The following is a 24,888-nucleotide window of genomic DNA, read 5'->3' on the forward strand; positions in this document are numbered from 1 at the left end:
TTTTACTTCTAATCCGCTATGCTAACATTAAAGCAGGTCCAGTTCTATGGGATCAATAGTAAAAATCCAATTCATCTGCCAAAAAAATCTATGGTAAAGCTTTAAACGAATAAACATTTTAACTACCACCGCTGAATCCAAATTCAGCCCCAAATGCAAAATGGCCAGACCCCAGCGCCCAGCCATCGAAATGCCATTTCACCCTTGACTTTGAGTCGCAAATCACTAACCCAGCAACATGCGCCTATACGACACCGAAGCCTGAAGGGCTTCAATAATCCAAACCCCGGGCGAAACCCGGGGTTTGGATGACAATCTATCCAGTTCGCAACTCCGGAGTGGGTTGGACATGGCCCTGCGAATACGGTACGCCATCTGGTGATACCTTTCCCACTAATGAAAATATATTTTTAGGAATACCTGTTTCGAATCCCAGAAAGGTTCAACCCCGTCCGGGGTTGGAGGTATTTCTTTGTTAGCTTATTCCGTGGGCTGCACCCACGGTTATTGTTGTTCAGGCCCTGCAGGCCTGGAGTCTATTTGAAAATCTCCGTAACTCCTTTTTCCTGGAATGATGGTTAACTGGGTTAACTCATTAGTTGAAGGTAATCGTCCGAAATTTCAATTTCGTAAATGGCTTTGAAAGACTGAATCAGATCAAAAAAATCTGTGTTAATCTGTGGCCATCTGTGGTGAAGCATTAAACAATTACCCCTTAAACGCCTCAAAGGTCTTTTCGAAACCTTCCGTGGCCGTCAGGGGAAGATCGCTGCCCAGGGCTTTCAGCAATTTGTCGTTGCTGACCCGGTAGCTTTCGGTAAGCTTCTGCAGGCGTTCGGAATTCAGCGGCAGGTGCAACCTGTCCCCTACCCTGGCAGCAGCACGGATCAGCCCGGAGGGAATCTTTAACAGACGGGCCGGCTTGTCCAGGGAGGCGGCCATCATTTGTATGAGTTCATTCGTAGAAAAAACGCCGGAATCGGCTACCTGATAAATGCCCGAGGGAATGTCATTCTCCATTAGCCGGAGTATCAGCCAGCAGAGGTTGTCCACCGAGAGGAAGGAGCGCTGGTTTTCGAAGGCCGTAAGGGGGTATGGGAGGCCTTTTTCAGCAAAGGCATAGAGCAGGTTCAGGTTGCCCTTATTGCCCGGCCCGTGGATCATTCAGGGGCGCAGGATACAGACCCGCTTGCCCTCCGGCAAATTATCCAACAGGTATTCCTCGGCTTTTCGCTTGGACTTGCCATAGACCGTTTCCGGAGCGCAGGGGCTTTCTTCCCTGAGCCAGCCTGTTACCCTGTCGGCACAGGCCTTGACGCTGCTGATAAAAATAAAGGTTTCGGCGGCAGGATCCGCCAGAAATCGATCGTACAGCTTGCGGGTCAACTCGTAATTGGCCTCCCAGTAATCCTGTTCGTTCGCCGTCGTTTTCAGGTCGTGCGCTTTTCCGGCCAGGTGGATGTAGTGGCCAAAGGACAGGTCATTTTGCTCCCAGAATTCGGTATAGGACAAGCCTGAACCGGATGGATTTCTGCTAAGGGCCTTCCAGGGCTTATCCTGCAGGTGCTTTTGCAGGTTTTGGCCTACAAAGCCGGAGGCGCCGGTGATGATGATGTGATGATGCGATGATGTGCGGTCCCTGAGCGGAGCCGAAGGGAGCGGAGTCGAAGGCATGGTTCGAGGATGTGGTGATTTGGGGATATGGTGATGTGCTGATTAGTACCGGTGCCTGATCCTGTCGGACTGAAAAACACTCAAACTAGACGCTTCTGCAGGCTCAGCGTGAAAGGCATGGGTTAAAGGTTTGATGGAATAGCGACCATGGGCATGCTTTCCTGGTAACGAACAAAAAACAAAGGCGCGTACCCGACAGCTAATCGATGAGCATTTACGTAAATAGCAGGCAAATATGAAAAAGACATTGAGTCTAGCCTGTAGTTTTCAAAACGAACTATTGTAGATCTAAAGTCCAAGAATGATAATTGGCTATAACATTCTTGACTTAAGTCCCATAATTGAAATCAATTTTATTTTTGGGAATTCGATTTTTCTCAGAATATTAAAATCTTTGTCCTGGGTTACCAGGTAGTCTGCGCCAGCAGCTACTGCGCAGTCACTAAATTTATTATCATCCTTGTCTTTAATGAGGTTCCACTTGAAGTAAATTTCAATTTTTTCTACATTTGGCAGTTCCATAAGGGCTTGCATTGCTGCCTCTGCTACCTCTTTTCCAATATGTTCCTCAATCTTCTCGGCATACTCAGAGAGAATCTCGGTCGTTACGCTAATTTGATAGGAACCTTTGATGAGTTTTTGGAAAATCCAATGGTACGGTGAACGCCTTGATATGGAAACAAGAAAAACATTGGTGTCTAAAACCACCTTCACGCTTTGTCACTTTTGTAGGGTGTTCGCATTTTTGATTTCAACAACTTATCAGCGTCCTTGTTTGTCCACCCTTTTTTTTGCCAGGATTCGTCTGCCAGGTCCATGGCTTTTTCTGCAAAATATTGGCCAATCAACTGTCGAATGGCTATCAGATCCTCTTCTGATACATCTTGGGCAAAAAGCTTGAGCATTTCCCTTTGCAAATTGCTCAAAGAAGAAGGTTTTGTGTGCTGTGTTTCCATGCGGGTTTAATTTTAACAGCGATTCTGATTAAAACATGCGGAAGTAACGGCAAGTTCCAGAAAGGATTAATTGCTTAACTGAAGAGTAACCCTTCGATTTCCATTTAACCTGGTTTTTTAACAGGAAACGGATCATTAATTCGTAATCGGCTGCTATCTTGTAATCTGTCTGGTAATTCCCGAATTTTTTAAAAAGCTCAGTCCTTGCAAAAAAAGAGGGGTGCGGGGGCATGTATCCCCAGGCGAACCGGGAAGGCTCCCATTTTTTTGCGGAATACCGCCTGATGATATTATCCTGATGATTTCCTTTGATAAATACGATATCCCCAATGGTTGCGTCGATTTCAGGATCTTCAAAGGCCGTTGCGATCTTCGAAAGTACCTTTTCACCATAAAAATAATCATCCAGCCAAAATGCTCGTCTCAAATTTCCAGCAGGCTTTGAACCAGTGAACCCTTAACCACCTGAGCTGATCTGGCAGCAAGCCTAAAATGCAAAACAGCCTACTTGAAGCCCGAAGCCGATTAATTAGGTCACTTTAAATTTTAAGCCCTGAAGGGGCAAAATACCAAAACACAGGGTGAATCCCTGTGAAAGCGTCCGGTATTAATAACAAAAGCCCTGAAGGGGCAAAATATATTTTTCGATTCATCAACCGGAGACAGAAAAATATTACGCCCCTTCAGGGCTCAATCCGATTGAGTCAATTCCATATCGATGGGCTGCACCCATCGCTGGGGTATTCCGCCCTTTCAGGGCTTGAATTTGGCAATTAATTTATCATTAACCGGTGATTGAGCGATTACTACCTTTTCAATTCTCCAACCGACTTCCAGTCTTTTAACCCTTAACCACCACAGTTAAATCCAAAAAAAACATTTCCTGCCAGCCTACCCGTTCCTATTCCACCGCCAGCTTCGAGCCTCTTTAATCCTTAACATCCACGATTGAATCCAGCACCCGCCCCAAAAGCGAAATGGCCAGACCCCAAAGCCCGGCCATTCAAATGCCATTTAAATTTTAATCAACCTTCCAGCCAAAAAAAATCTGTGTTAATCTGTGCCCATCTGTGGTGAAGCATTAAACAATTACCCCTTAAACGCCTCAAAGGTCTTTTCAAACCCCTCCTCTGCACTCAGAGGCTGCTCGTTGCCCAGGGCTTTCAGCAATTTGTCGTTGCTGACCCGGTAGCTTTCGGTGAGCTTCTGCAGGCGTTCGGAATTCAGCGGCAGGTGCCGGTTTATTAAGATCATATGATGAGGTGATGATACGATGAAATATGCGTTATGGCAATACACATAAATAAACCCTTCCTTGGTCCAATGGGGAAAATCATCACCCATTGCATTATTTCTCAAAAAGACTTTTCACTTTGACCAGGAGTTCATTTTTCGCTAGGTCGGTGAGCTGAGAAATCTTTTTTTTAACCAACATTTTTTCCATCGCGAAAATCTTATGCACCCTAACCTGGCTCATTTTTCTCAGTGAAACAGTAATCCTGTTTTCATCAATAAAAAAACTAAATTCATCACTTCTCGATGTTGAACTGATTTGGGCTAGAATGATATCCCTGGTATTATTTACTCTTTCACCTGAAATAACCACAGCGGGCCGGCTTTTTGACAGTTGCCCATCAGAAAAAGGGAAAGGAACAATAACGATTTCACCTTGCCTAAAATCCATTTATTCAAGAAAACTATCCCAGTGGGCATCATCTTCGTTTTCCCAATCTTCATTTAAGGATGATTCTGAAAGCCGCATTGCATGCTGTGTTAAAGCACTTTCGCCAGCATGTTGTGGATGGAGTTGGTCTTCATTTTTCTTTAATACAAATTCCGCAAAGTCAGCTATTTCTTGAATTCTACCTTCGGGGAGTCTTTCTAAAGCTTCAACTGTTCTACGAATTAAACCTTCTTTTGTCATGTCTTCCTCCTTTTCTGAAATATACGGTTTTTTAAGATTTTGTTTACAATGCGAATGATCTATTTGGTGATTTTGGATGGTGTTATGATATCGACTTCGACAGGTTCAACCCACGTGTAGGTGTCCATTTTGGCAGCCTGAGCCGATTTTTTAACTCTTAACCACCAGGTGTGAACCTAAAAAAAATCATCCAGCCAAAATGCTCATCTCAAATTTCCAGCAGGCTTCGAGCCAATTAACCCTTAACATCCACGATTGAATCCAGCACCCGCCCCAAAAGCGAAATGGCCAGACCCCAAAGCCCGGCCATTCAAATGCCATTTAAATTTTAATCAACCTTCCAGCCAAAAAAAATCTGTGTTAATCTGTGGCCATCTGTGGTGAACCATTAAACAATTACCCCTTAAACGCCTCAAACGTCTTTTCAAACCCCTCCTCAGCACTCAGAGGCAGCTCGCTGCCCAAGGCATTTAGCAGCTTTTCGTTGCTGACTTTGTAACTTTCGGTAAGCTTCTGAAGGCGTTCGGAATTCAGCGGCAGGTGCAAACTGTCCCCTACCCTGGCGGCAGCACGGATCAGCCTGGAGGGAATCTTTAACAGACGGGCCGGCTTGTCCAGGGAGGCGGCCATCATTTGTATGAGTTCATTCGTAGAAAAAACGCCGGAATCGGCTACCTGATAAATGCCCGAGGGAATGTCCTTCTCCATTAGCCGGAGTATCACCCAGCAGAGATTGTCCACCGAGAGGAAGGAGCGCTGGTTTTCGAAAGCCGCCAGGGGGTATGGGAGGCCTTTTTTAGCAAAGGCGTAGAGCAGGTTCAGGTTGCCCTTATTGCCCGGCCCGTGGATCATGCAGGGGCGCAGGATACAGACCCGCCTGCCCTCCGGCAAATTTTCCAGGAGGTATTCCTCGGCTTTTCGCTTGGACTTGCCATAAACGGTTTCCGGAGCGCAGGGGGAATCTTCGGTAAGCCAGCCTTCTACCCTATCGGCACAGGCCTTGACGCTGCTGATAAAAATAAAGGTTTCGGCGGCGGGATCCGCCAGAAAGCGATCGTACAGCTTGCGGGTAAGCTCGTAATTGGCCTCCCAGTAATCCTGTTCACCGGATGTTTTTTTCAGGTCATGCGCTTTTCCGGCCAGGTGGATGTAGTGGCCAAAGGACAGGTCATTCTGCTTCCAGAAATCTCCATAGGACAAATCCGTGGCGGAAGGATTTCTGCTGAGTGCCGTCCAGGGCCTGTCTTTTAAATGCTTTTTCAGGTTCTTCCCCACAAAGCCGGAGGCGCCGGTGATGATGATTTGATGGTTTGATGGTTCGATGGTGGGATGGTGGGATGGTTTGGTGATGTGGTGATTTGATGATATGCTGATGGAATGATTTGACGATGCGATGATGATGGGTACCTGAGCTTATCGGACTGAAAATCAGCCTAAAAAGGCATGCTGTGACGGGTTAAGGAGCGGAATTTAGGTTTTTATTGCTGTAACAAGACTTTGTTCCGCTGGGTGATTGTTGGCCTTGATTAGGAATTTGTTAAGGGTTAACTTATTTTAATTTCAAAAATATGAATCAACTTTTTATGCAACACCTTAATTTCTTTAAGATTAAGGTTTCCCAATTTCCCTATTACCAAGGATTTATCGATTGTGGCCATCTTTCCTATTCTTACGAGTGAAGGTTTCTTAAGTCCATTTATTGAATTTGGGTATAGTAGTATATCGGCCGGTTCCTGCCAGTGTAGCTTCGTAGAGATAAAGCTTACAGTGATGTCTAAAATTCCAACAATCAGTATCAACGCAGGGCGCTTTTTACTGCCTGTCAGATCGGTGAATGGAAAAGGGATCAAAATGATATCTCCCTGCTGCATCAGTATTTTTCTTTTAAATCATCTTCATTATATAAATCTTCCTCATCCTGAAGAAAAGCAAAACTATCTGATTCGCTGACCATTGTTTCTATCCCTTTTTGAAGAATTTGTTCTTCATGTTTTTTAAGTACAAAATCCGCAAAGTCAGCAATTTCTTGAATTCTACCTTCGGGGAGTCTTTCTAAAGCTTCAACTGTTCTATGAATTAAACCTTCTTTTGTCATGTCTTCCTCCTTTTCTGAAATATACGGTTTTTTAAGATTTTGTTTACATTATGCCTGGTGAAAGTTAAGGGTTAAGGGTTAAAACTAAACAGTTAACCGATTAAACAATTAACCCCTTTCGAATCCAACATACATCAACCTTCAGGATCTACGAAAAACACCTCACCAGCTGATACGCAATCCTAACCTATCGACTATACGTTGGCGGTTGGAAGTTAGCTATTGGCTGTTGGCTGGACCAAAAGCTAAAAGCAGAAGTCCAAATCTAAAATTCAATCACCGACACGAACTTGAAAAAACACGTACCAAACACTATACGAAACCTAAAAATCTTTTAACTGCTTCGCCAGCTTCCCTGCCTTTTCATAAACCGTCGGATTTTCTCTGATGGCGAACGATTCATTGAAATTCCGGATGGTATATGCTTGCTGAATCAACTGTTTGTCGGAAAGTTTATGGTGCAGCTGCATCCAGTCCAACACTTCGGTCCAGCGCCAAATTTTGGTTTTCGAGGTCAGGCCTGAGACCGGAACAGGAAAAGCTCCGTTCCCTCTGGCTCCGGAAATCAGCAAGCGGATGGATTCTTTGGACCTGCCCAATCGTCTGGCGATTTCTGCAGCAGTAACCAAATCTCCTGGTTCAACACTACTCACCGGAATTCCTGCGTTTTCAACATCCAAAATAGCACTCAGGATAGCTGTTTCAAAGGACTCCCCTTCCCGATCAAAATCCAAATAAGCGGTCTGCTCACGAAAATAAAGCAAGGCATCATCGCAGCCCCCTTCAAACAATTTGGTTTCTAAATCATCGGAAGGCTTTAGCAAACCCTTTAGCACCAATGTAAATTGAAAATTTAACATGTTTAATCCTTTACAGCTACTTTATGGTGGGGACAATTGTCAACCACCCGCTTAATTTGCCTGGCATGAGCCTCCTTATTTTTTGGGGTGCTCCATACAGAAATGATACAACCCTCTCTACTATTTTCACGACAAAACAACCTGCAAAAAGCATGTGAACTTCTTCCTGCTTCAACTATTCTCCAATCTTTTTGCAACGCATACTCAATCGCCTCTTGAATGTCTTTGCTGGGATGCTTTTTATTGGCCATGACAAAATTAACAATTTTGTTGATTTAAGTCAACGCGTCTTTTTCATTATTTGATGATCTGATGGTTCAATGGCAGGATGATTAATTGATGAAGGACTCGAGTGGTGAAAACCAAACCCCGACAGGGGTGGTAGGATTGTAACTCCGGGTAAGCCGAGGGACGAGGTGCAACCCGGGGTAGTTGGAGCCTCGCGTTTCCTGCATTGGCTATCCAGCGGCTCAATAGTGAAGCTGAATTTTCGCCAATGCCCGGTAAGGGTCGATTCCAGGTTGACGCAGGTGGCAGGACGAAGGTTAAATGTGGTAAGAATCGCTTATTCCTTCCGTACTTTTGGCCCCGATTCGCTGCGCTACTCGGGACAGGCTTTGACCCAAAAAGTACCAAACCTACCTATCGGTAGGCAGGAAAGTCAAGGCACAAAAATCCTTCCCCCCGCAAACCTCCCGCACCCCCGGTTTTGTGCCGGCCCTCCCGCTTTACTCATACATATATGTTCTATCAAAACTACCAGGCACAACCGACTGACCTATAACCCTTAACCACCCGATTAGGACTGAGTGACGGGGGACTAAGAGACTGAGTGACTGAGAGACGAAGGGACTTAGGGATAGACGGAGCGAACGTACAGGATTTTTTAGTCACTAAGAACACAAAGAACCACGAAGGGCACAAAGGAAATTCCGCTGTTCGGGATTTGCCATCTCCCTTGTGAAATCCAAACCCCGACAGGGGTGGTAGGATGATAACCCCGGGTAAGCCGAGGGACGAGGCGCAGCCCGGGGTAGTTGGAGCCTCGCGTTTCCTGCATTGGCTATCCAGTTGCTCAATAGTGAAGCCGGCTTTCCGCCAATGCCCGGTAAGGGTCGATTCCAGGTTGACGCAGGTGGCAGGACGAAGGTTAAATGTGGTAATAATCGCTTATTCCTTCCGTACTTTTTGGCCCAAAAAGTACCAAACCTACCTATCGGTAGGCAGGAAAGTCAAGGCACAAAAATCCTTCCCCCCGCAAACCTCCTGCACACTCCCGATAAAAATCGGGACAGGCTCCGGTTTTGTGTCGCCCTGCCCGCTTTCCTCATACAAAGAAGTTCTATCAAAACTACCAGGTGCGAACAAATGTCAAGATCTCACACCTGCCACTGGTACCCTTAACCCTTAACCACCAGGTTTGAACCTAAAATAAGTCATTCTGCCAAAGTGCTCGTCTCTATTCCCAACAGCCTTCGAGCCAATTAACCCTTAACAACCAGGGTTGAATCCAAATTAAGGGCTGACTGCCAAATAGCCACGATGAATACCACAGCCAGTTCCGAACCTCATTAACCCTTAACCACAACGGTTCAATTCAAAATCAGACATCCTGCCAAATTGCCCGTTTCAAATTCCCAACGGACTTAGAGCCAATTAACTACTAGCCATCAACAATGAATTCAAAAAAATACGCATATATTCCCAAGCTATTTAAAAATAAACTCAAATGGCTTAAACAGGTACTTGGAATAGATCATGGCGTAGTTCGTGTAGACATCGTTTTCCTTGCAAGCGCGGTAGATTTCCTTATTTAGGGTAATCAGACTTTGGATGCCTCGGGTACTCAATCCACCCATGCGCATTTTGGTGGTGGTGATGGGCAGGTACTTCCAGCGCAAGCCTCCTTTTAGCAAGAATCGGATCAGCAGTTCGTAATCCGCCGCGATTTTGTAATCCGTCTTGTAGTACCCCAACTTCTCAAACCATTCCCGGCGCACAAAAAAAGAAGGATGTGGCGGCATATAGCCCCAGGCAAATTTAGATGGTTTCCAATTTTTAGCGGAATATCTTCGCACCACCTGATTCAGGTCGTCTTCCTTTACAAAAACAATATCTCCTATTACGGCATCCAAATTAGGATCATCTTGAAAAGCGGATCCAACCTTGGTCAGTACCTGATTATTATAAAAAACATCGTCGGAATTCAAAACCCCAACAACATCCCCGGTAGCCATGCGAATGCCTTTATTCATGGCATCGTAAAGCCCACTGTCTTGTTCACTAAGGAAGGATAGTGAGCTTAAATCAAAGGATTTTATAATAGAAATCGTATTATCTGTTGATTTACCATCCACTACAAAGTGATGTTTAGAGTGAAAAGATTGAGAGCTTACTGAATATACGGTATCGGCAATGGTCTCCTCTACATTAAACGAAACAGTGACAACATCAATCCTCATACCCTCAGTCTTCGTAAAATTGTTTTTTATCCAATAGCTTAATTTGTTCGTGCGCTTTTAATAAGTGGCTGACACTTAAAGAATCAAAAAACATTTTAATACCTTCATCATTCGGTTCAATACACCAACCTAGTTTAACCTCCTGAACTCGCTGAGCAACGTAGGTACCCTTAGACACAACAATCGGAATATTAAAAAAACCAGATTCGTAGAATTTATTAGGCATAGCTACTTTTTCATTATCTAGAGAGTTATCATAAGCAACAAAATTAATGTTATTTTGAGAATAAATTTTCTCAAGATGGTCAGGATTTTTAAAAGGGCCAAAAAAATAAATATTTGGATATTTTTCAGAATGCTTCTTAATAAAATTTACTACATCTTCATAACCATCACCGTAAAACCTCAATTCTTTTTCAGGATTATTCTTAAAATAATTAATTAAAATCTTTATAATATCAGTATACCTAAAGGCTCCAACATAAGCTACACGTACAACATCACTTTTTAATTTTAGTATTGGTTGTACTTTATTAAAAGAACGAAATCTATTTTCTTTAATCAAAACCCTCTGCAATGGAAGATGCGAATAGTAGGATTCATAAAAGCCGGTTGAAGTAAACACAACTTTATATGATAAATTTGCTAAAAAATAATCAAGTTTACTAAAAAAAAATTTAAAAGGTCTCGAAAAATAAAGCCAGGAAATATCACTAATCTCATAAATCACTTTTGAATTATTAGAAAAAAAAACCAGCAAACGGGAATCTAACCCAAAACAATAGATATTATTAAACTTTTTAAACTGAAAATTTAAAAGAAATAAGAAATAAAAATAATATACAACACGGAAAAAAAAATTTCTATTAGGAATAGATTTCAGTTTAAGAATTTCAATTGAAGAGTAATTAGCAAACAAAGACGAATTAATATCTCTATAGAATGACCTAGAAAAACCTAGAATATAAACTTTGTTATAAATTTCAGTCAATTCTATAATTCTTTTAATTACCCGAGGTTGTTCTATAGATTGAACTAACACTAAAATTTCCGATTCCTTCATAAAACTATAAAAAACTCAAACAAATAAAGAACATCCCTAAATATACCCAAAATCCTTTAATATATCAAAATATTTATTATTAATCTTATTAATTGTAGATTCTTTTAATTTAATTTTATAATCTCCAGAAATACCTTTCCGTTTCTGCTTATTTTTATTTTCACTAGATTTCTGAGATAATTGATTATCTATAATATTTTTTCTAGTTTTCTCACAGAATTTATATCCAGTTTTCATTTCAAGTTGAAAAATCCATGAATTAAAATCACAAACCATTTCTTCATACTTCAATATTTTAACCGATGGATATTTATCTAATAAAAATTTTTTATAATTAAGATACCTATTAAATACATTATCGCATTCCTCTAGGACATATTCATCGATAGATAAAGCTAACGCCCTTTCTCGTTTTTTAATAAAAAACTCTCTCTTGGAACTTGAAAATGGAGGAATCTCGTGGCTAAAAGCCATAGAATAATATGAAGAAACAAGAATATCTCTAGGATCTCTAACAGTCAAAAGAATATTAAATCCACTCAAATCAACACCATTTAACATTCCACCAAAAGCACTATACATAAATCCCTGGGATTTGAAAACATCCTTATATTTAGACATTTGACTAACACTTAAATGATCAAAAAAAGGAATCTGGGTATAAAAAGAATAATCATTTAAATTAATAGGGACTAAATTATTTTCACTAGCTAACCTATTAAGAATAGACTTGATAAATTGAGATGCAGTTTTATTCAATGTAAAGTGAATCAATGATTGATTCTCGGAAAAATTAATATATTTTCCTTTAACGAGCCTAATTTCATTTCTAAATTTAATATTGATAATAAGTTTATTAAAAAATGGAAATTTAATAAATTTTTTAGCTATACTTCTGAAAATCATAATTAAATGTATTTATATTAAATAATATAAGATGGTCAATAAGATCATAATTAATTTTAAAGGAAATTTAAAAAAAATAAGAACAATAACAATAAATATATTGACTTAGGTATCTGATAATTAATCAAATTTTAATTGATTATCAATTGGTTAGAAACTTCCGCTTATTGAAATAATTTAAGAATTTGGTCTTTTGAAATTATTTTCGGAAATAAAATCTCTTTTAAAACTACTAAACCAAGAATGAACTATTGATTAGGTACCTAATAAAATAAATATAATTAAATTCAAATAATTTCTCTTAAAAAAGATAAACTTAAATAAAAACGAATTCAATTTTTTAAAAATTTTTAGTATATCTATTTACTGCAAACACTAATGCTAAAGAAAACCAAAACCAACTGGAATTATAAAACGTTCCACTGAATAATCCTTTTATGGTACTTTGAAAAAAAATAAAAGTTACCCAAGAATATTGAGGACTAAATTTAATAAGACTTAACGAATTTGAAATACCAGAGTAAATTAAAATGAAAATTGGAACGAAACCAATTACACCAAGGGATTGTAAAACTTCTAATATAATATTATGAGGATAGTAACCAGAAAATCCATTAACTCCAAGTTTATCACCAAAAAAAGGATTATTAATAAATTGATGAAATGAATTTTCCCACATTCCTAGTCTCATTGTCGAATTATTACCCTGTTCAATATCATTTGATAAATTGAAAAACCGATCAAATATATTACTTCCAAAATATTCTGACAAATAGATTAACGCATAAAAAGAAAAGAATATAAAAATTAACCCAAGAAAAAACCTTTTTATATTTACTTTAACTAATAAAACAACAAGAAAAGGAATGAATAAGGCAATTAAAGAACCACGCGAAGCCCCCAGAAAAAATGGAACAATTGAAAGCAAAATTGCAGCAAACCCAACTATATATTCCAAAATAGACCTTTTATTATAAATAAAATAAATAATAACTACTCCAATAATCAAGGTTGAAGAATATGATAGAGATAAGGGCGAAACAACATCTTCTCCTACTGTCTTACTAGATAATCTTCCAACTTCACCTATGAAATTACTGTAGAAGATAAGTGACAGAATTGAAAATAAAATACCTGAAGTGATAATCGATTTAATAATAATGTTAATAAGCCTTTCACTAAAAGGAATGGTACTAATTGAAACAAAAGGGATAAAGGAAAAAAAAAGAAAATAAAAAAAAACTTCAACGGATGATAAATAATAAATTGAGTCGTTATAATTATCAACAGCGACTCGAACGAAAAAAATAAAAGATAATATAAGAAAAATTTTGGTGTAGTAACCTATTTTAAATGATTTAAAATTTAAAATTAATAAAAAAAGAAAAGAAAAAATAATGATAAGTCTAACAGGAACTGTAACATATCTTGAAAAATCTGACAACCCAAAATTAATAGCTAAAAGTAAAATAGCGTAGTAACCCAAAAACGTCAGGAACACTATTTGGAATAAAAGCAAAGAATTAAAATAAGGTACTCTAATCTTCATAAATTAGATAACTACAAATAGTGTATTCTTCAAATTTAAATACCTAAAATTATTTTTGAGAAAGAACAAGGAGAATGAGATTTAACAAATTCCATTTGCCGACTAGTCTTAGTAAAAGGTGTGTCTAAAACACCAATAATCGCTTGGCTGATACATTTTGGGGAATTTTCTTTAATGGTAAATCCAAGATCGTAGGTTTTTACTAATTCACCAAGTAAACCCAATGAAGGACTGATGACTGGCTTTTTTGATGCTGCAGCATGCCCAATAATTCCACTAGATGATTCGGGATTTTTGTAAGGAACAAGAACAGAAGAACACTGTAGAAATAGACTTTTCATCTTCTCATTAGAAACAAAGTCATTTTCAAAAAAGCAAACTGAACTAATATTAAGTTCTTCAATCATTTTATTAATCCTATTTTCAATTTCAGAATTAACTTTACCAACTAAAAGAACAAAAATTTTATTTCGAACCTCAATTGGCAATAATTCAACAGATTTAAGTATATCAAATGTTCCTTTCCTTTCACCTAGAGAACCTATATGTAAGAATACGGCTTTGCCTTTATCAATGTTGTATTGCTTATACATATCAAAACCCTTTAAAGGCAATATTTCAGGGATCGGGTCAGGTAAAACCTTAAAAATTGATGTTCGAAATTGTAAATTTAGATAATTTACTGTTACATCATCATTTAATATGAAAATTTCTTTGATTTTTTTATTAATAGTTACTAAAAAGGTTTGTAGATATTTTCTATAATACATAATAGGATTTCTACTTTTTGAAGTTCGCGAAAACTGTTTAAACAAAATCCCACTAATCCCATATGAAGACCTAAAAATACTTAAAGAAAATTGAAAAGAATTTAAGGACAGGAGAATAGCATGCTCCACTTTATATAATAATGCATATTTATTCATTATTCGATACAGTCTAAGTGACTTCTTTAAAATGTTACCATTACAAGAACTATCAAACTCTTTTTGAGATACTTCAACCCAATTTATATTTTTGTTCGTTACTGATTTTTCTTTAATATATGGGAATTCATTTAAAAAGATCGGATGGACTACAAAAAAAAATTCGTTAGTGGTGTCCTTTTCAACTATATAATCAACCAAATGATTAATATATTCAGAATGATGACCAGTGATAAAAATATCAAATAATAAAATTCTCATAAATTGTGCTTTACAATTAACTACCTATAATACTAGCTAAATTATTTTGAAAAAAGATCTTTTATAACACCCTTATGTTCTTTAGATTAAGAAAAAGGATTATTAGCCATCTTGGAAAATAAAAAAAGATTAATGATTTTTTAGAAAGAAAATTTGTATCAATCAATTTACGAATCATTTTAACTTTATTCATATAGAGTCTTTCCTTTTCATATTTCCAAAGTAGATATACAGCCATGTTATTTACAAAATAAATTACATTAGAATTTTTTGACTTGGATAGTAGACCAAAAAGAATTTGGCTAGCCCAATGTTTGTCGATGGGTGGTCTTTTTCCGGTTAACCTATTTTCTTCGTCAACATCACAATTATAAAATGAAAGTGGTTTATTTATATAGACAATCTCAGATTGTGTAGAAACTCTTGAAAAAAAGTCATAGTCTTCATAATAATATATTCGTTCGTCAAAGTCTCCTACCTCAAGGATTGCCTTTTTATCTACAACACAACAGGATGTATGGAAGGGTAGTTCGTAGCTGTGATAATTTTTAAAAAAATTAAATAAATTAAATACTACGGTATTATTTGTTCTTGCGAGCGTCGGAGAACTCTTTACTGTTTTTACACCTCCATTTTCAACCCGATAATAAGATGAAAAATACAAGCATCTATTAGGATACTTACCAATTAATTCTGAAATCTCTTCCAAATAAGTGGGCGCCCAATAGTCGTCCGCATCAAGGAATGCCAGGTAGTCGTATTTAGCCGATTGAATACCGACATTTCTCGCACTGGAGACGCCACCGTTGTCTTTCGAAATAACACGTATCCGCTTATCGGAAAATGCGGTTACTATAGCAAGGCTTTGATCGACGGAACCATCGTCTACCACAATACACTCGTAATTTCCTTGAGTCTGGTTTATGACACTCTCTAAACAACGTCCAATATAGTCCTCTTTATTGTACAAAGGGATAATTATGGAAAAATACAGCTCTTTCAACTAACGTTCATTTTAATGCGCGACTTAGAAAGGTTTTTCCAACGTCTCCCATGCTGATAATTCTTTCATCAACGAATGACCAATCGATAGTCATTAAAGACGCTTCAGTGGTAGATGCGATGGTTGTCCCATCTACAGCGAGCTGATTCAGTTCCAGTCGTTTCAACAGCGACAATATTCGTTCATCTCGATTAAATCCTTTACCCCACTTAAGGAATAAAAACGGCGTGTGCGTAAAAAGAGCAAACAATACCGCATGATAGGAGTCCGTTATCAATAACTTGCTTTTAGAAATCGCACGAATCCAATCGAATGGACTAAAGTTGATACCCTTCATATCTAGTTTTTCCAAATCCGAAAATGAATCCAGACTACAGGCAAGTGATTCTAAAATTACCCCTCTCTCCTGGTTACCCTTGGCCAAAATAAATTTTGATACCTTTTTCCGTTTGTTTTCAGCATTCAAATTAAGGTGCTCTTTCCAATTAATCAAAAATGTCGGGTCGGGAGTCCATTCCGCCTTAGCTAAACCGATCCGCGTTAAGTAGAAAACCAGACTATCTTCCCTCGCCCCTAGCTGGTCAAATTTACTCAGAGAATCAAGCGCTACGGCCTGCATGTCATTGGAAAATACCTCTCCACCCGAACTTGCTGCATAAGAAATTCTTTTGATAATTTCATGGCCAAAATTCAAGAAATAAACAGGCATGTCGCATTCTAAAACAATTTTGGGACTCCAAATCTGATCGCTTCCGACGATATACATATCGGCTTCCGGTGGTGTTTTTTTCAATTGCTTCAGTGAATGATAGGTTCCTGTAGTCTGTGGTAAATATTCGTTTTGGAATTTTTTAAATATTTTCTCTTTTTGAAAATCGGATTTGAGCTCAACAAGATTTCTTTTGAATTTTGAATAGGGCGACCCAGGGCTTTTCCCGATGATACTAATAACAAACAAAAGTAGTTTACTATATTTTTGTTTACGTTTATAGTTTATAAACGAAACATCGTGCCCCTTTGAAGAAAGGAACGCTTTTAACGCATAAGCCTGGAGGTTTGCACCATAATTTAACTCAGCGTGAAATGTGAGAATCTTAATCTTCATTTATCTTTTTTTTGTAACTTTCATGGCGGAATAAACATGATAAAATCAGTTAGGTTTTACCGAGACTTTTCCTTAATGTTGCGATACCCTTTTTTCCCAATATTCCCTTTGCAGCGTCTTTTACAGCGGATTTTGCTCCAAAAACCGTGTCTTTGTGAATACTCATCATCATTTCTAAGGCTTTACTTTCTTCCTCACTATTTGTAAAGACCTCTAAAACTATTGGTCTTTCCGTAGGTTCTGCTTTTATAAACTCACTATGGACGCTTACAAATTCTTCCTTTGAGGATGCAGACAAGTATTCAAAACCTAAATTCTCCGCATATTGCTTTACCAAAGTAGGAGACTGGTTCCCAAAATGTCCTGCAGCCGAAATATACTCGTCGGCATAATCCTTGAAATGAGACGTGTGGTGCTTGTACTGTTTAAACTCAGTGCCTTTACCGTTATTTACCAATAATATGCGAACATTATTTCCAACGTGCCGATTTCCCAAAACATTCATGTCGTAAAAGAAAGCCAAATCTCCCACAACACAATAATAAATTCTATTCTTATTCGCCAATGATGCACCAATTAAAGCCGATAGGCAACCATCGATCCCAAACCCGCCGACATTCGACATAGATCGCACTCCCTCTGGCAATTCAAATAAATTCCAGGACCTGAGGCTATTTAATATTCCGAAATGAATTACTGAATTCTGTGGCATCTTAGGAGCCAGGATACTTGCAAGGTATATGTTAGAAAAAGGAAGATCAGGAATACTTTTTCTCACCGTGCTTAGGAAATTTTCGCAGGTAATAAAATAGGAATTGTCCGAGACACTATTAGTTGTGTATTTAGTAAAAAAAACGAATTCCTCCATTTCAAAGACGGTGGTGAGCTTGCGAAAGGTGTCGCGAATCTCTCCATCCGGACTAACTCGCCATACCTCCGTTCCGGACAAAGAAATCGATGGATAATCTCCCGTCACTTCTCCTATATGAATCATCAAGTCTGGTTTTAAAGGAACCCTGTTAAGGTACTGTTGTGAGCCGACCAATGAGAACAATAGTCGATTCTTCCCAAAATATCCACTTGTGTGATCACAAAAAACTACTGCACCTGTAGACAAACAAAAATTTTCCAAAGCCTTTGTTTCTCGCTCGTCCCACTTTCTATGAGAACCAACAAAAACCGCAATCTTACCCCCAGGAAGCTTTGGAAGTTTATCCTCTGACAAAAACCGATTGATTTTGCGATAAGGCGGAAGTACATTGGTTGAATAGGTACGCTGCGAACTGGTTTGTAAGTTAATATGAGCGGGCCCACCACCAGCACGGCTTAATTCAAGAATAGCTTTATTAACCGTAATCACACAATCCCACTCGTCCTCCGCGTCCTTAATAATGGGTAGATTCAAACTAAGTCGTGCAACGTCATTTGGAATCACTGACCGGTCGATTACCTGCGCTACATGATGTCCGACCCTAGCTATTGGCTGAGAGGAAGTGATAGCTAATATGGGCAGTTTTCGGTAATAAGCCTCAGTTAGCCCAGGCCCATAGTTTCTGGACGCAGTAGCACCTGTACAACTAATAACCACAGGTTCATTAGTCTCGGCCGCGAGACCACATGCAAGGTATGCAGCAGATCGCTCGTCTACTGAAGAATAAACTTCAAAGTATTTATCAAACTGGACACTGGCTACAAATGGAGAATTTGAGCTGCCAGGGGATGCTATAATCCGCTTAATTCCATGTTCTTTTAGTAACGAGAGTAGTACCTGAACATTCTTCTCGTCTGTATACATTGTGCTCATAGGGTAAAAATTTGGTAGATAAGATTGTTGTTAGTTATTTAAGTGAAAATCCTCCATCACAAATGATTGTTTGTCCAACTATAAAATTGGAAGCATCACTTAATAGAAATGCAGCCAATTCTGCAATCTCCTCGGGGGATGCTATTCGATTTTGCGGATTTAAATCACAATAGCTATTATCTCTTTGCTTTAAGAATTTTTTTTGCATTTCTGTAGAAATAATTCCTGGTGCAATTCCATTGACGATAATATTTTTTGGTGCAAGGGATATTCCTAAACCCTGGGTCAAACCAGCGATATCCCATTTGGTCATTCTATATGGATAAGTTGCTCCCACATATCCACCTTGGGAAGATATATTAATTACTTTTTTGACAGAACTTGTACTGGTATTTTGCTTTAACCAAATTCGACAAATTTCTTGAGTTAGAAAAAAAAGGCCCTTTGAGTTAATATCGTATACCTGCTCCCAATCCTCTTCTTTTACATTTGGGAAAAGTCCCTTTGATAGCACACCGGCATTGTTTACAAGTATATCAACCTCGCCTCCTAAAATATCTTTGGCCTCTGTTAAATGACTTGATAACTTTTCTGTTTCACTTACATCCCAAGCCAAAATTCGGAGATTAGGATTACTAATAGTATTTGCTACTTTCTCCAATTTATGAAAGTTCCGACCCGTAATTAGCACAACAGCCCCTAAATCCAAAGCCTTCTGCGCAATTGCCAGTCCTATACCCGATCCTCCCCCTGTAACTATGATTCTTTTATCATTTAGCAGCGCTTCATATTTTACGTAAGTAACATTTATAGAAAGATGACCACCAGATGTAAGAATTTTAGGGGCTAGCCTGATTAATCTGGGAAAATTACTAATCAGTATTCCACAAACTTTTAAAGCGGATTTTAGTTTTTTCAAGATAGAACGTAACATATTAAAGAAAAAACAGAAGTAAATAGTTGCCAATTGGGTTCAATCAAAACCAATACTCTTATCTCTAAATTTTGGCCGGTCAAAATGGAAGACTCTTTAATTTTGAGTGAATGAGCTTTGTAAGCTTTTTTCGGATTTTGGAGGGCAGTCCAATATAATATATAGATATTGCTGTGATACCAAAAATAATTACTAATGATACAGCAAAATAGAATAAATCTCTCACTGGAAATAAATCTTTAATTAACAACGAAAGAGCAGTAGAAATAAAGATAACCCCGAGAATAGAAGGAAGGGTTTCTTTCAAGTAGGAAACAACAGGTAATCCTGTTAAATTTCCAACAATTTGTAAACGTACAATAAACATTATAACGTTTACTAAAATAGCAACATAAAAAACAAATTCGGGTCCAAAACCACCGTTCAATAAAATCCAGGAAACTATCAGAATACTAAATTGAAAAAAACCAAGTATGGATTCATAGGTCGCCATTTTGCCGGGTGCCCTTGCTGCGGTAGTTAAGGGTAAACTTATCGAAAATATAAGACCTTCTACCAAACTTAGCCTGGCGAATTCTACTGTATAACTGGGAGTTTCCTTTAACCAGTAGACAAGTATAGACTCCATTTCAATGAAAACGGGTAGAGCAAGAATCCACATCAAAAAAAAAGTTGCCTTAGATCCATTCGTTACCAATGCAAACATCTCCTCCTTTTCATTTGCAGCATATGATTTAATAATAGGTGGATATAAGCTGGTATTGAACTGTGTGGCAAGTTTGTTTGATTGACTTGCGATATTTCCAGCAATTGATCGGGCCGCAACAACAATTGGAGTGAAATATTGATTCAGAAGTATTGTTATTGCCGCTCCCCTTGCCACTGTGGTTAATTGCCCAAAAAGAGTCCACCCTGTAAAACCAACTACCTCTCTCGCCAACCCAGCATCCCAACGTATGTATTTAATTTGGCATTCAGCATACCTATTAAAACAAATTATTGAATAAATTGTAGTGTCAATTAAAGAAACAAGCAGTAATAATAATCCATATACCAAAATCTTGTCGCCAGGCAGATAAATCAGCAAAAAAACAGCGGCAAGTTTAAGTATCGCATCGACAATTGCCATATAGGCATAGATTTTCATGTCCTCATGGGCGATAATCATCGCCATTAATGGTGATTTAAGAATGGTTAATACAAATGTAAAAACCGCAAGGTAGAAAAGTGATACCAAAGTGTCGAGCCGGCCATCGGGAACTTCCAAATGATTTTCAACAAACCAAAGACCACCTGTATTCAGGATCACCAGGGCTGCCAGCCCAATACCCAGATAAATTATGGAGTTAACACCAAAAACCCTATTGAGTTTGTTTTGGTCTTGTTGCCCCAGGGCATGTGAAAAAAAACGCTGAGTTGCCGAGGCCATCGAACCAGGTAAAAAACTTAGTATGGCAACTACTCCTCCCACCACATTGTAGAGCCCATAATCCTCCGCCCCAAGCGTATTCAAAACAATCCGAACAGTGTAAAGAGAAACCCCCATCGTAATGAGCATGCGCGAATACAACAGCAGCGTATTTTTTGCAATGCGCTTATTACGATTTGATTTAGTTTCAGTCAACATGAAGGAAATAAAAGTTGGTCATCAAAAAATTTATGTCACCTTTTACGGTAATTTGTTAAGGGCTAAGGAGCTTATTTCTGGTTGTTATTGTAGTAGATGTACTTTGTCCGGCTGGGTGGTGGTTGAGCTAATTTTTAGATTTGTTAAGGGGTAAGGGGCTTGTTTCTGGTTGTTGCGGTGGTAGCGGGGTGTTGTCCGGCTGGGCTATCTTTGGGCAGCTCCCCAGCTTTGTTAAGGGTTAAGAGCCTTGTTTCTGGTTGTTATTGTTATAGAGGGGCGTTGCCCGGCTAGGTGGTTGTTAGGCTGATTCCTGGAATTGTCAAGGGTTAAGGGTTAAAATGCTTATTTCTGGTTGTTATCGTGGTAGCGGGGTGTTGCCCGGCTGGGCCGTTTTTGGGCAGCTCCCCAGCTTTGTTAAGGGTTAAAAGCGTTATTTTTTGTAGTTGGCCGTGTTTTTAATTTTGGCTGCTTTGGGTCGTGGTTAGCGTTATCGGGAATTTGTTAAGGGTTAAGAGCCTTGTTTCTGGTTGTTGACCTGGTAGCGGGGTGTTGTCCGGCTGGGCTGTAGTTGAGCTGATTTCCAGGGGTGTTAAGGGTTAAGGGTTAATAGCTTATTTTTGGTTGATGTTGTGGTAGCTGGACCCTTTCCGGCTGAGGGGTTGTTGGCCTGATTTTTGGAGTTGTTAAGGCTTAAGGATGCGCCATAAATCCTTTTTATTTTTGGAGAAACGACTATTTCTTTAACCCTTAACAAGCACGGTGCAGCTTAGAACAAACTCAATTGCTAGAAGAAAACCTTGAGAAGCTTACTACTTTTCCTACCATTAACCCTTAACTATCACGGTTCAACTACCAATAAGCTCAACTGCCAGACATCTCCTCCCCACCACTCAGCCCGACCAGCATCATTTTAACCCTTAACAACCACGGTCCCACTTCTATCCAGCCTCCGCAAATTAATCCGCCTCCACTTCTTATACCGATTCGAACCATATTAACCCTTAACAACCACGGTTCGACCAAAAACAAGCTCCAATTTACGGAAGCAATTTTGATTTGCTCAGCCCCGTCCGAACCATATTAACCCTTAACCACAACAATTCTACTTAATTCAACCCTAAATACTAACAAGAAACATTGACCATTTCACCACCTTTCCTACCATTAACCTCCAGGCTTCAGCCTAAAACAAACCCTGTTGCCAACCAGCCATTTTGATTCCCTCAGCCCCTTCCGAGCCACTTCTTCCAGGACTTCTTCTCCTGTTGATCCTCGGCATAATACCCGTATCCGTATCCATAGCCGTATCCATAGCCATATCGATGCGCCTTTTTCTCCACCCCGTTAAAGATCAGGTAGGCCTTATTGAGCAATTGCTGCTTTTTGAGCGCATTGATGTGCTCGATAAACGGCTTCTGGCTGTAGTTATAGCGTACCACGAAGAGGCAGAGATCCGAAAGCTGGATCAGATCCAGGGACTCGGAGACCAGACCTACCGGAGGGGTATCCAGAATAATGGTATCGTAGCTTTCCCGCATGGCCGCAAGCATTTCCCTGAAATGGTCCGTGATCAGCAGCTCGGCAGGATTGGGCGGTATGGGACCGGAAGCGATCACGTCCAGGTGCTCGTAGGCGGTATTTTGTATTACCGCATGCACATCCGTCTCCTGTCCGCTCAGGTAGGTGGACAGGCCATTCTTGTTTTTCAGGCTGAAATCGTCAAAGATACGGGGCTTGCGCAGGTCGCAGCCGATCAGAAGGGTCCTCTTGCCACTCAGGGCATAGACCGAGGCCAGGTTGATGCTACTGAAGGTCTTGCCCTCACCCGAAATACTGGAGGTGATCATGATCACGGAGGTCTGATCCCGTGGCAGGATAAAGTTCAGGTTGGCCCGCAGGGAGCGGAAGGCCTCTGTGACCCCGGAGCGGGGATGCTGAAGCACCACCAGGTTGCCCTTTTCCTCGCTCTGGTTGATGCTGCTGAGCAGCGTAAGGTCAGATTTCCTTTCCAGCTCTTTGCCGTCCTTGATCCGGGTATTGAAGTAATTGCGCAGCATGCTGATGCCCACGGGCACCGCTCCGCCCAGGATCAGGGCGATCAGAAAGGTGAGTGCCTTTTTGGGGCTGATGGGCCGGGGATTGACCAGAGCGGTTTCGATGATCTTGTTGCTGGGGGTATTGGAAGCCCGGGTGATCGCAGACTCGGCGCGCTTCTGCAGCAGGAAGGTATAGAGCTCCTCATTGAGCGAAAACTCCCGCTCTATGCGGATCAGGTTCTGTTCGGTCTGGGGCAGGCTGCCAAAGGTGCCCTCAATCCGGCCAATGCGCTCCTCAAGGTCGTTGATCAGCAGCAGGGCATTCTGGTCTACATTCTGCAGCAGCTCCAGTATGGAGCGGTTCATGTCGGCGATCTTGCGGTTGACCTCCCGCACCGGAGGGGAAATGTCAGTGAGCCGGGAGGCATGCATGGATTTTTCGGCCTGCAGCTCCAGCAGGTTTTCGATCAGCGTGTTGAGGATGGGGTCTTCTATGCCCAGCCCGGAGGGCACCACGATATTGTTATAATCCTCCCGCTGCAGGTAACTTTGCAGTTGCCGGTAATACTGCCGCTTGAATTTTTGCTGGGCCAGCTCGGTTTCCAGCTCCTTGAGCTGCTCAAAGATGGCTGTACCCTCGGAGCTGAGGTCGTAAATGGCATTGTTGGAGCGGAAGTTTTCCAGGCGGTTTTCGATGTACATCAGCGAATCCGAAAGCACCACGAGCTGGGCATCGATAAAGTCGATGGTATTGCTGGCCATGGCGTTTTTTTCCTGCAGCTCATTCTCCAGGTACACCTCCTGCAGCGTGTTCAGGTAATCCTTCCCCTTGGCGGGGGTCTGCGTCTTCAGGGTGAGTTGCAGGATGGTGGACTGCTTGTCCATGGGGGAAATCTGCAGTTCCTCCCCGGTGTACTGGTTGACCAGCCCGAAGCGGTCGCGCAGCCGGATAAGCAGCTCCCCCTCCCCTTCTGCTCCGGTAAGGCCGATGCGGAAGCGGTTCATGGGCAGCTCTACCCATTCGCCAAAGCGGTAGGTCTGTGAAGGACTTGCGGGATCTTCCAGCCGCTCCCGGCTGTCGCTGTCGGGAAAGATCTGCGTAAATTCGCTGTCCTCATAGCTCAGCCGGAAGCTCTGCCGGTCAGACCATTCGATGCGGATCAGGCCATTGGCGAGCTGGGGGTGTGTCCAGTCCACCTCCACGGCGATGGGGGTTTTCTGGTAGAGTTCTTTTTGCACAAAGACCTCCTCCTCGTAATACTCCACATCAAAGGCCAGGCGGTCCAGGGCGGCTTCGGCGATGGGGCGGGACTTGAGGATGATCATCTGGTTGCCCAGCACCATTTCATCCTGTCCGCCCATCATGCCCAGGCCGGTATTTTCGAATATGCCGGTGAGGGGACTTTCCTTTTCCTTGACAAAAAACTTGGACGAAACCTGGTACACGGGTACGGAAAAGCGGATGATCAGATAGGCCAGGATCAGGGTAATGCCCAGGGAAAGGAGTATGTAGAAGCGGATGCGCCAGACTTGCAGCAGCAGGTCCTTGACATCGATAAGGTCTTCCTCCGGCACTGCCACCGGCGGCCGTTGCGGGTCGGGTTGGGTCATTCGTGAGCTGTTTTTATATTGTTAGTGTTGTTTTTTGATTTTGTTGGGCTGGGCATTGGGGTTGGTTAAGGGTTAAGGGGCTTGTTTCTGGT

At 40.6% G+C, this 24,888-nt stretch carries 24 protein-coding genes; all 24 read right to left on the reverse strand.

Going from position 1 to position 24,888, the window contains the following annotated elements; translation table 11 throughout:
- Window positions 1-708 precede the first annotated feature (708 nt).
- The gene (locus BUB19_RS24355) at window positions 709-1,164 is read right to left on the reverse strand and encodes a Rossmann-fold NAD(P)-binding domain-containing protein (protein ID WP_218588557.1); all 456 of its coding nucleotides are present in this window, start codon (window positions 1,162-1,164) and stop codon (window positions 709-711) included.
- On the reverse strand, window positions 1,165-1,674 hold the full coding sequence (locus tag BUB19_RS24360) for an NAD-dependent epimerase/dehydratase family protein (RefSeq protein WP_218588558.1): 510 nt from the start codon (window positions 1,672-1,674) through the stop codon (window positions 1,165-1,167).
- Between the two features lie 312 nt (window positions 1,675-1,986).
- The gene (locus BUB19_RS11355; protein WP_073094682.1) at window positions 1,987-2,388 is read right to left on the reverse strand and encodes a putative toxin-antitoxin system toxin component, PIN family; all 402 of its coding nucleotides are present in this window, start codon (window positions 2,386-2,388) and stop codon (window positions 1,987-1,989) included.
- A complete protein-coding gene (locus BUB19_RS11360; protein ID WP_073094683.1) occupies window positions 2,385-2,630 on the reverse strand; it encodes a hypothetical protein in 246 nt (81 codons plus the stop codon). Before BUB19_RS11360 ends, BUB19_RS11355 begins: the two co-directional genes overlap by 4 nt.
- 28 nt (window positions 2,631-2,658) lie before the next feature.
- Window positions 2,659-3,057, reverse strand: a complete 399-nt coding sequence (locus BUB19_RS11365; protein ID WP_073094684.1) for a glycosyltransferase family protein — start codon at window positions 3,055-3,057, stop codon at window positions 2,659-2,661.
- Window positions 3,058-3,719: 662 nt separating this feature from the next.
- On the reverse strand, window positions 3,720-3,884 hold the full coding sequence (locus tag BUB19_RS23975; RefSeq protein ID WP_178371484.1) for a hypothetical protein: 165 nt from the start codon (window positions 3,882-3,884) through the stop codon (window positions 3,720-3,722).
- Window positions 3,885-3,978: 94 nt separating this feature from the next.
- The gene (locus BUB19_RS24770; protein ID WP_073094686.1) at window positions 3,979-4,314 is read right to left on the reverse strand and encodes a type II toxin-antitoxin system PemK/MazF family toxin; all 336 of its coding nucleotides are present in this window, start codon (window positions 4,312-4,314) and stop codon (window positions 3,979-3,981) included.
- Window positions 4,315-4,554, reverse strand: a complete 240-nt coding sequence (locus tag BUB19_RS11380; RefSeq protein WP_073094687.1) for a hypothetical protein — start codon at window positions 4,552-4,554, stop codon at window positions 4,315-4,317.
- A 396-nt stretch (window positions 4,555-4,950) separates the two neighbouring features.
- Window positions 4,951-5,904, reverse strand: coding sequence for an NAD-dependent epimerase/dehydratase family protein (locus BUB19_RS11385; RefSeq protein WP_317041587.1), 954 nt, complete (start codon window positions 5,902-5,904; stop codon window positions 4,951-4,953).
- A 194-nt stretch (window positions 5,905-6,098) separates the two neighbouring features.
- Window positions 6,099-6,425, reverse strand: a complete 327-nt coding sequence (locus BUB19_RS11390) for a type II toxin-antitoxin system PemK/MazF family toxin (RefSeq protein ID WP_084097209.1) — start codon at window positions 6,423-6,425, stop codon at window positions 6,099-6,101.
- Window positions 6,425-6,649: a hypothetical protein gene (locus tag BUB19_RS11395; protein WP_073094690.1), complete on the reverse strand. Its 225-nt coding sequence runs from the start codon at window positions 6,647-6,649 to the stop codon at window positions 6,425-6,427. Before BUB19_RS11395 ends, BUB19_RS11390 begins: the two co-directional genes overlap by 1 nt.
- 323 nt (window positions 6,650-6,972) lie before the next feature.
- On the reverse strand, window positions 6,973-7,509 hold the full coding sequence (locus BUB19_RS11400; RefSeq protein WP_073094691.1) for a helix-turn-helix transcriptional regulator: 537 nt from the start codon (window positions 7,507-7,509) through the stop codon (window positions 6,973-6,975).
- Window positions 7,510-7,511: 2 nt separating this feature from the next.
- Window positions 7,512-7,760, reverse strand: coding sequence for a hypothetical protein (locus tag BUB19_RS11405; protein WP_073094692.1), 249 nt, complete (start codon window positions 7,758-7,760; stop codon window positions 7,512-7,514).
- A gap of 1,458 nt (window positions 7,761-9,218) precedes the next feature.
- Window positions 9,219-9,971, reverse strand: a complete 753-nt coding sequence (locus BUB19_RS11410) for a glycosyltransferase family 2 protein (RefSeq protein WP_073094693.1) — start codon at window positions 9,969-9,971, stop codon at window positions 9,219-9,221.
- A 4-nt stretch (window positions 9,972-9,975) separates the two neighbouring features.
- Window positions 9,976-11,034, reverse strand: coding sequence for a glycosyltransferase family protein (locus tag BUB19_RS11415; protein WP_073094694.1), 1,059 nt, complete (start codon window positions 11,032-11,034; stop codon window positions 9,976-9,978).
- Window positions 11,035-11,070: 36 nt separating this feature from the next.
- Complete coding sequence (locus BUB19_RS11420) at window positions 11,071-11,940, reverse strand: sulfotransferase domain-containing protein (RefSeq protein ID WP_073094695.1); 870 nt, start codon at window positions 11,938-11,940, stop codon at window positions 11,071-11,073.
- Window positions 11,941-12,280: 340 nt separating this feature from the next.
- Window positions 12,281-13,489, reverse strand: coding sequence for an O-antigen ligase family protein (locus BUB19_RS11425; protein ID WP_073094696.1), 1,209 nt, complete (start codon window positions 13,487-13,489; stop codon window positions 12,281-12,283).
- A gap of 35 nt (window positions 13,490-13,524) precedes the next feature.
- Window positions 13,525-14,676, reverse strand: coding sequence for a glycosyltransferase (locus tag BUB19_RS11430; RefSeq protein ID WP_073094697.1), 1,152 nt, complete (start codon window positions 14,674-14,676; stop codon window positions 13,525-13,527).
- Window positions 14,677-14,737: 61 nt separating this feature from the next.
- A complete protein-coding gene (locus BUB19_RS11435; protein ID WP_073094698.1) occupies window positions 14,738-15,679 on the reverse strand; it encodes a glycosyltransferase family 2 protein in 942 nt (313 codons plus the stop codon).
- A 7-nt stretch (window positions 15,680-15,686) separates the two neighbouring features.
- On the reverse strand, window positions 15,687-16,784 hold the full coding sequence (locus BUB19_RS11440) for a polysaccharide pyruvyl transferase family protein (protein WP_073094699.1): 1,098 nt from the start codon (window positions 16,782-16,784) through the stop codon (window positions 15,687-15,689).
- Window positions 16,785-16,833: 49 nt separating this feature from the next.
- Window positions 16,834-18,588 (reverse strand): thiamine pyrophosphate-binding protein, encoded by a 1,755-nt coding sequence (locus BUB19_RS11445; RefSeq protein WP_073094700.1) that lies wholly within the window; start codon window positions 18,586-18,588, stop codon window positions 16,834-16,836.
- Window positions 18,589-18,622: 34 nt separating this feature from the next.
- Window positions 18,623-19,507 carry an SDR family NAD(P)-dependent oxidoreductase gene (locus BUB19_RS11450; RefSeq protein WP_218588559.1) on the reverse strand — a complete coding sequence of 295 codons (885 nt, stop codon included), beginning with the start codon at window positions 19,505-19,507 and terminating at the stop codon, window positions 18,623-18,625.
- A gap of 94 nt (window positions 19,508-19,601) precedes the next feature.
- Complete coding sequence (locus tag BUB19_RS11455) at window positions 19,602-21,149, reverse strand: lipopolysaccharide biosynthesis protein (RefSeq protein WP_218588560.1); 1,548 nt, start codon at window positions 21,147-21,149, stop codon at window positions 19,602-19,604.
- Between the two features lie 1,223 nt (window positions 21,150-22,372).
- Window positions 22,373-24,796, reverse strand: a complete 2,424-nt coding sequence (locus tag BUB19_RS11460) for a GumC family protein (RefSeq protein ID WP_073094701.1) — start codon at window positions 24,794-24,796, stop codon at window positions 22,373-22,375.
- Between the last annotated feature and the right edge of the window lie 92 nt (window positions 24,797-24,888).

Source organism: Cyclobacterium lianum (genome assembly GCF_900143075.1).
Lineage (GTDB): Bacteria > Bacteroidota > Bacteroidia > Cytophagales > Cyclobacteriaceae > Cyclobacterium > Cyclobacterium lianum.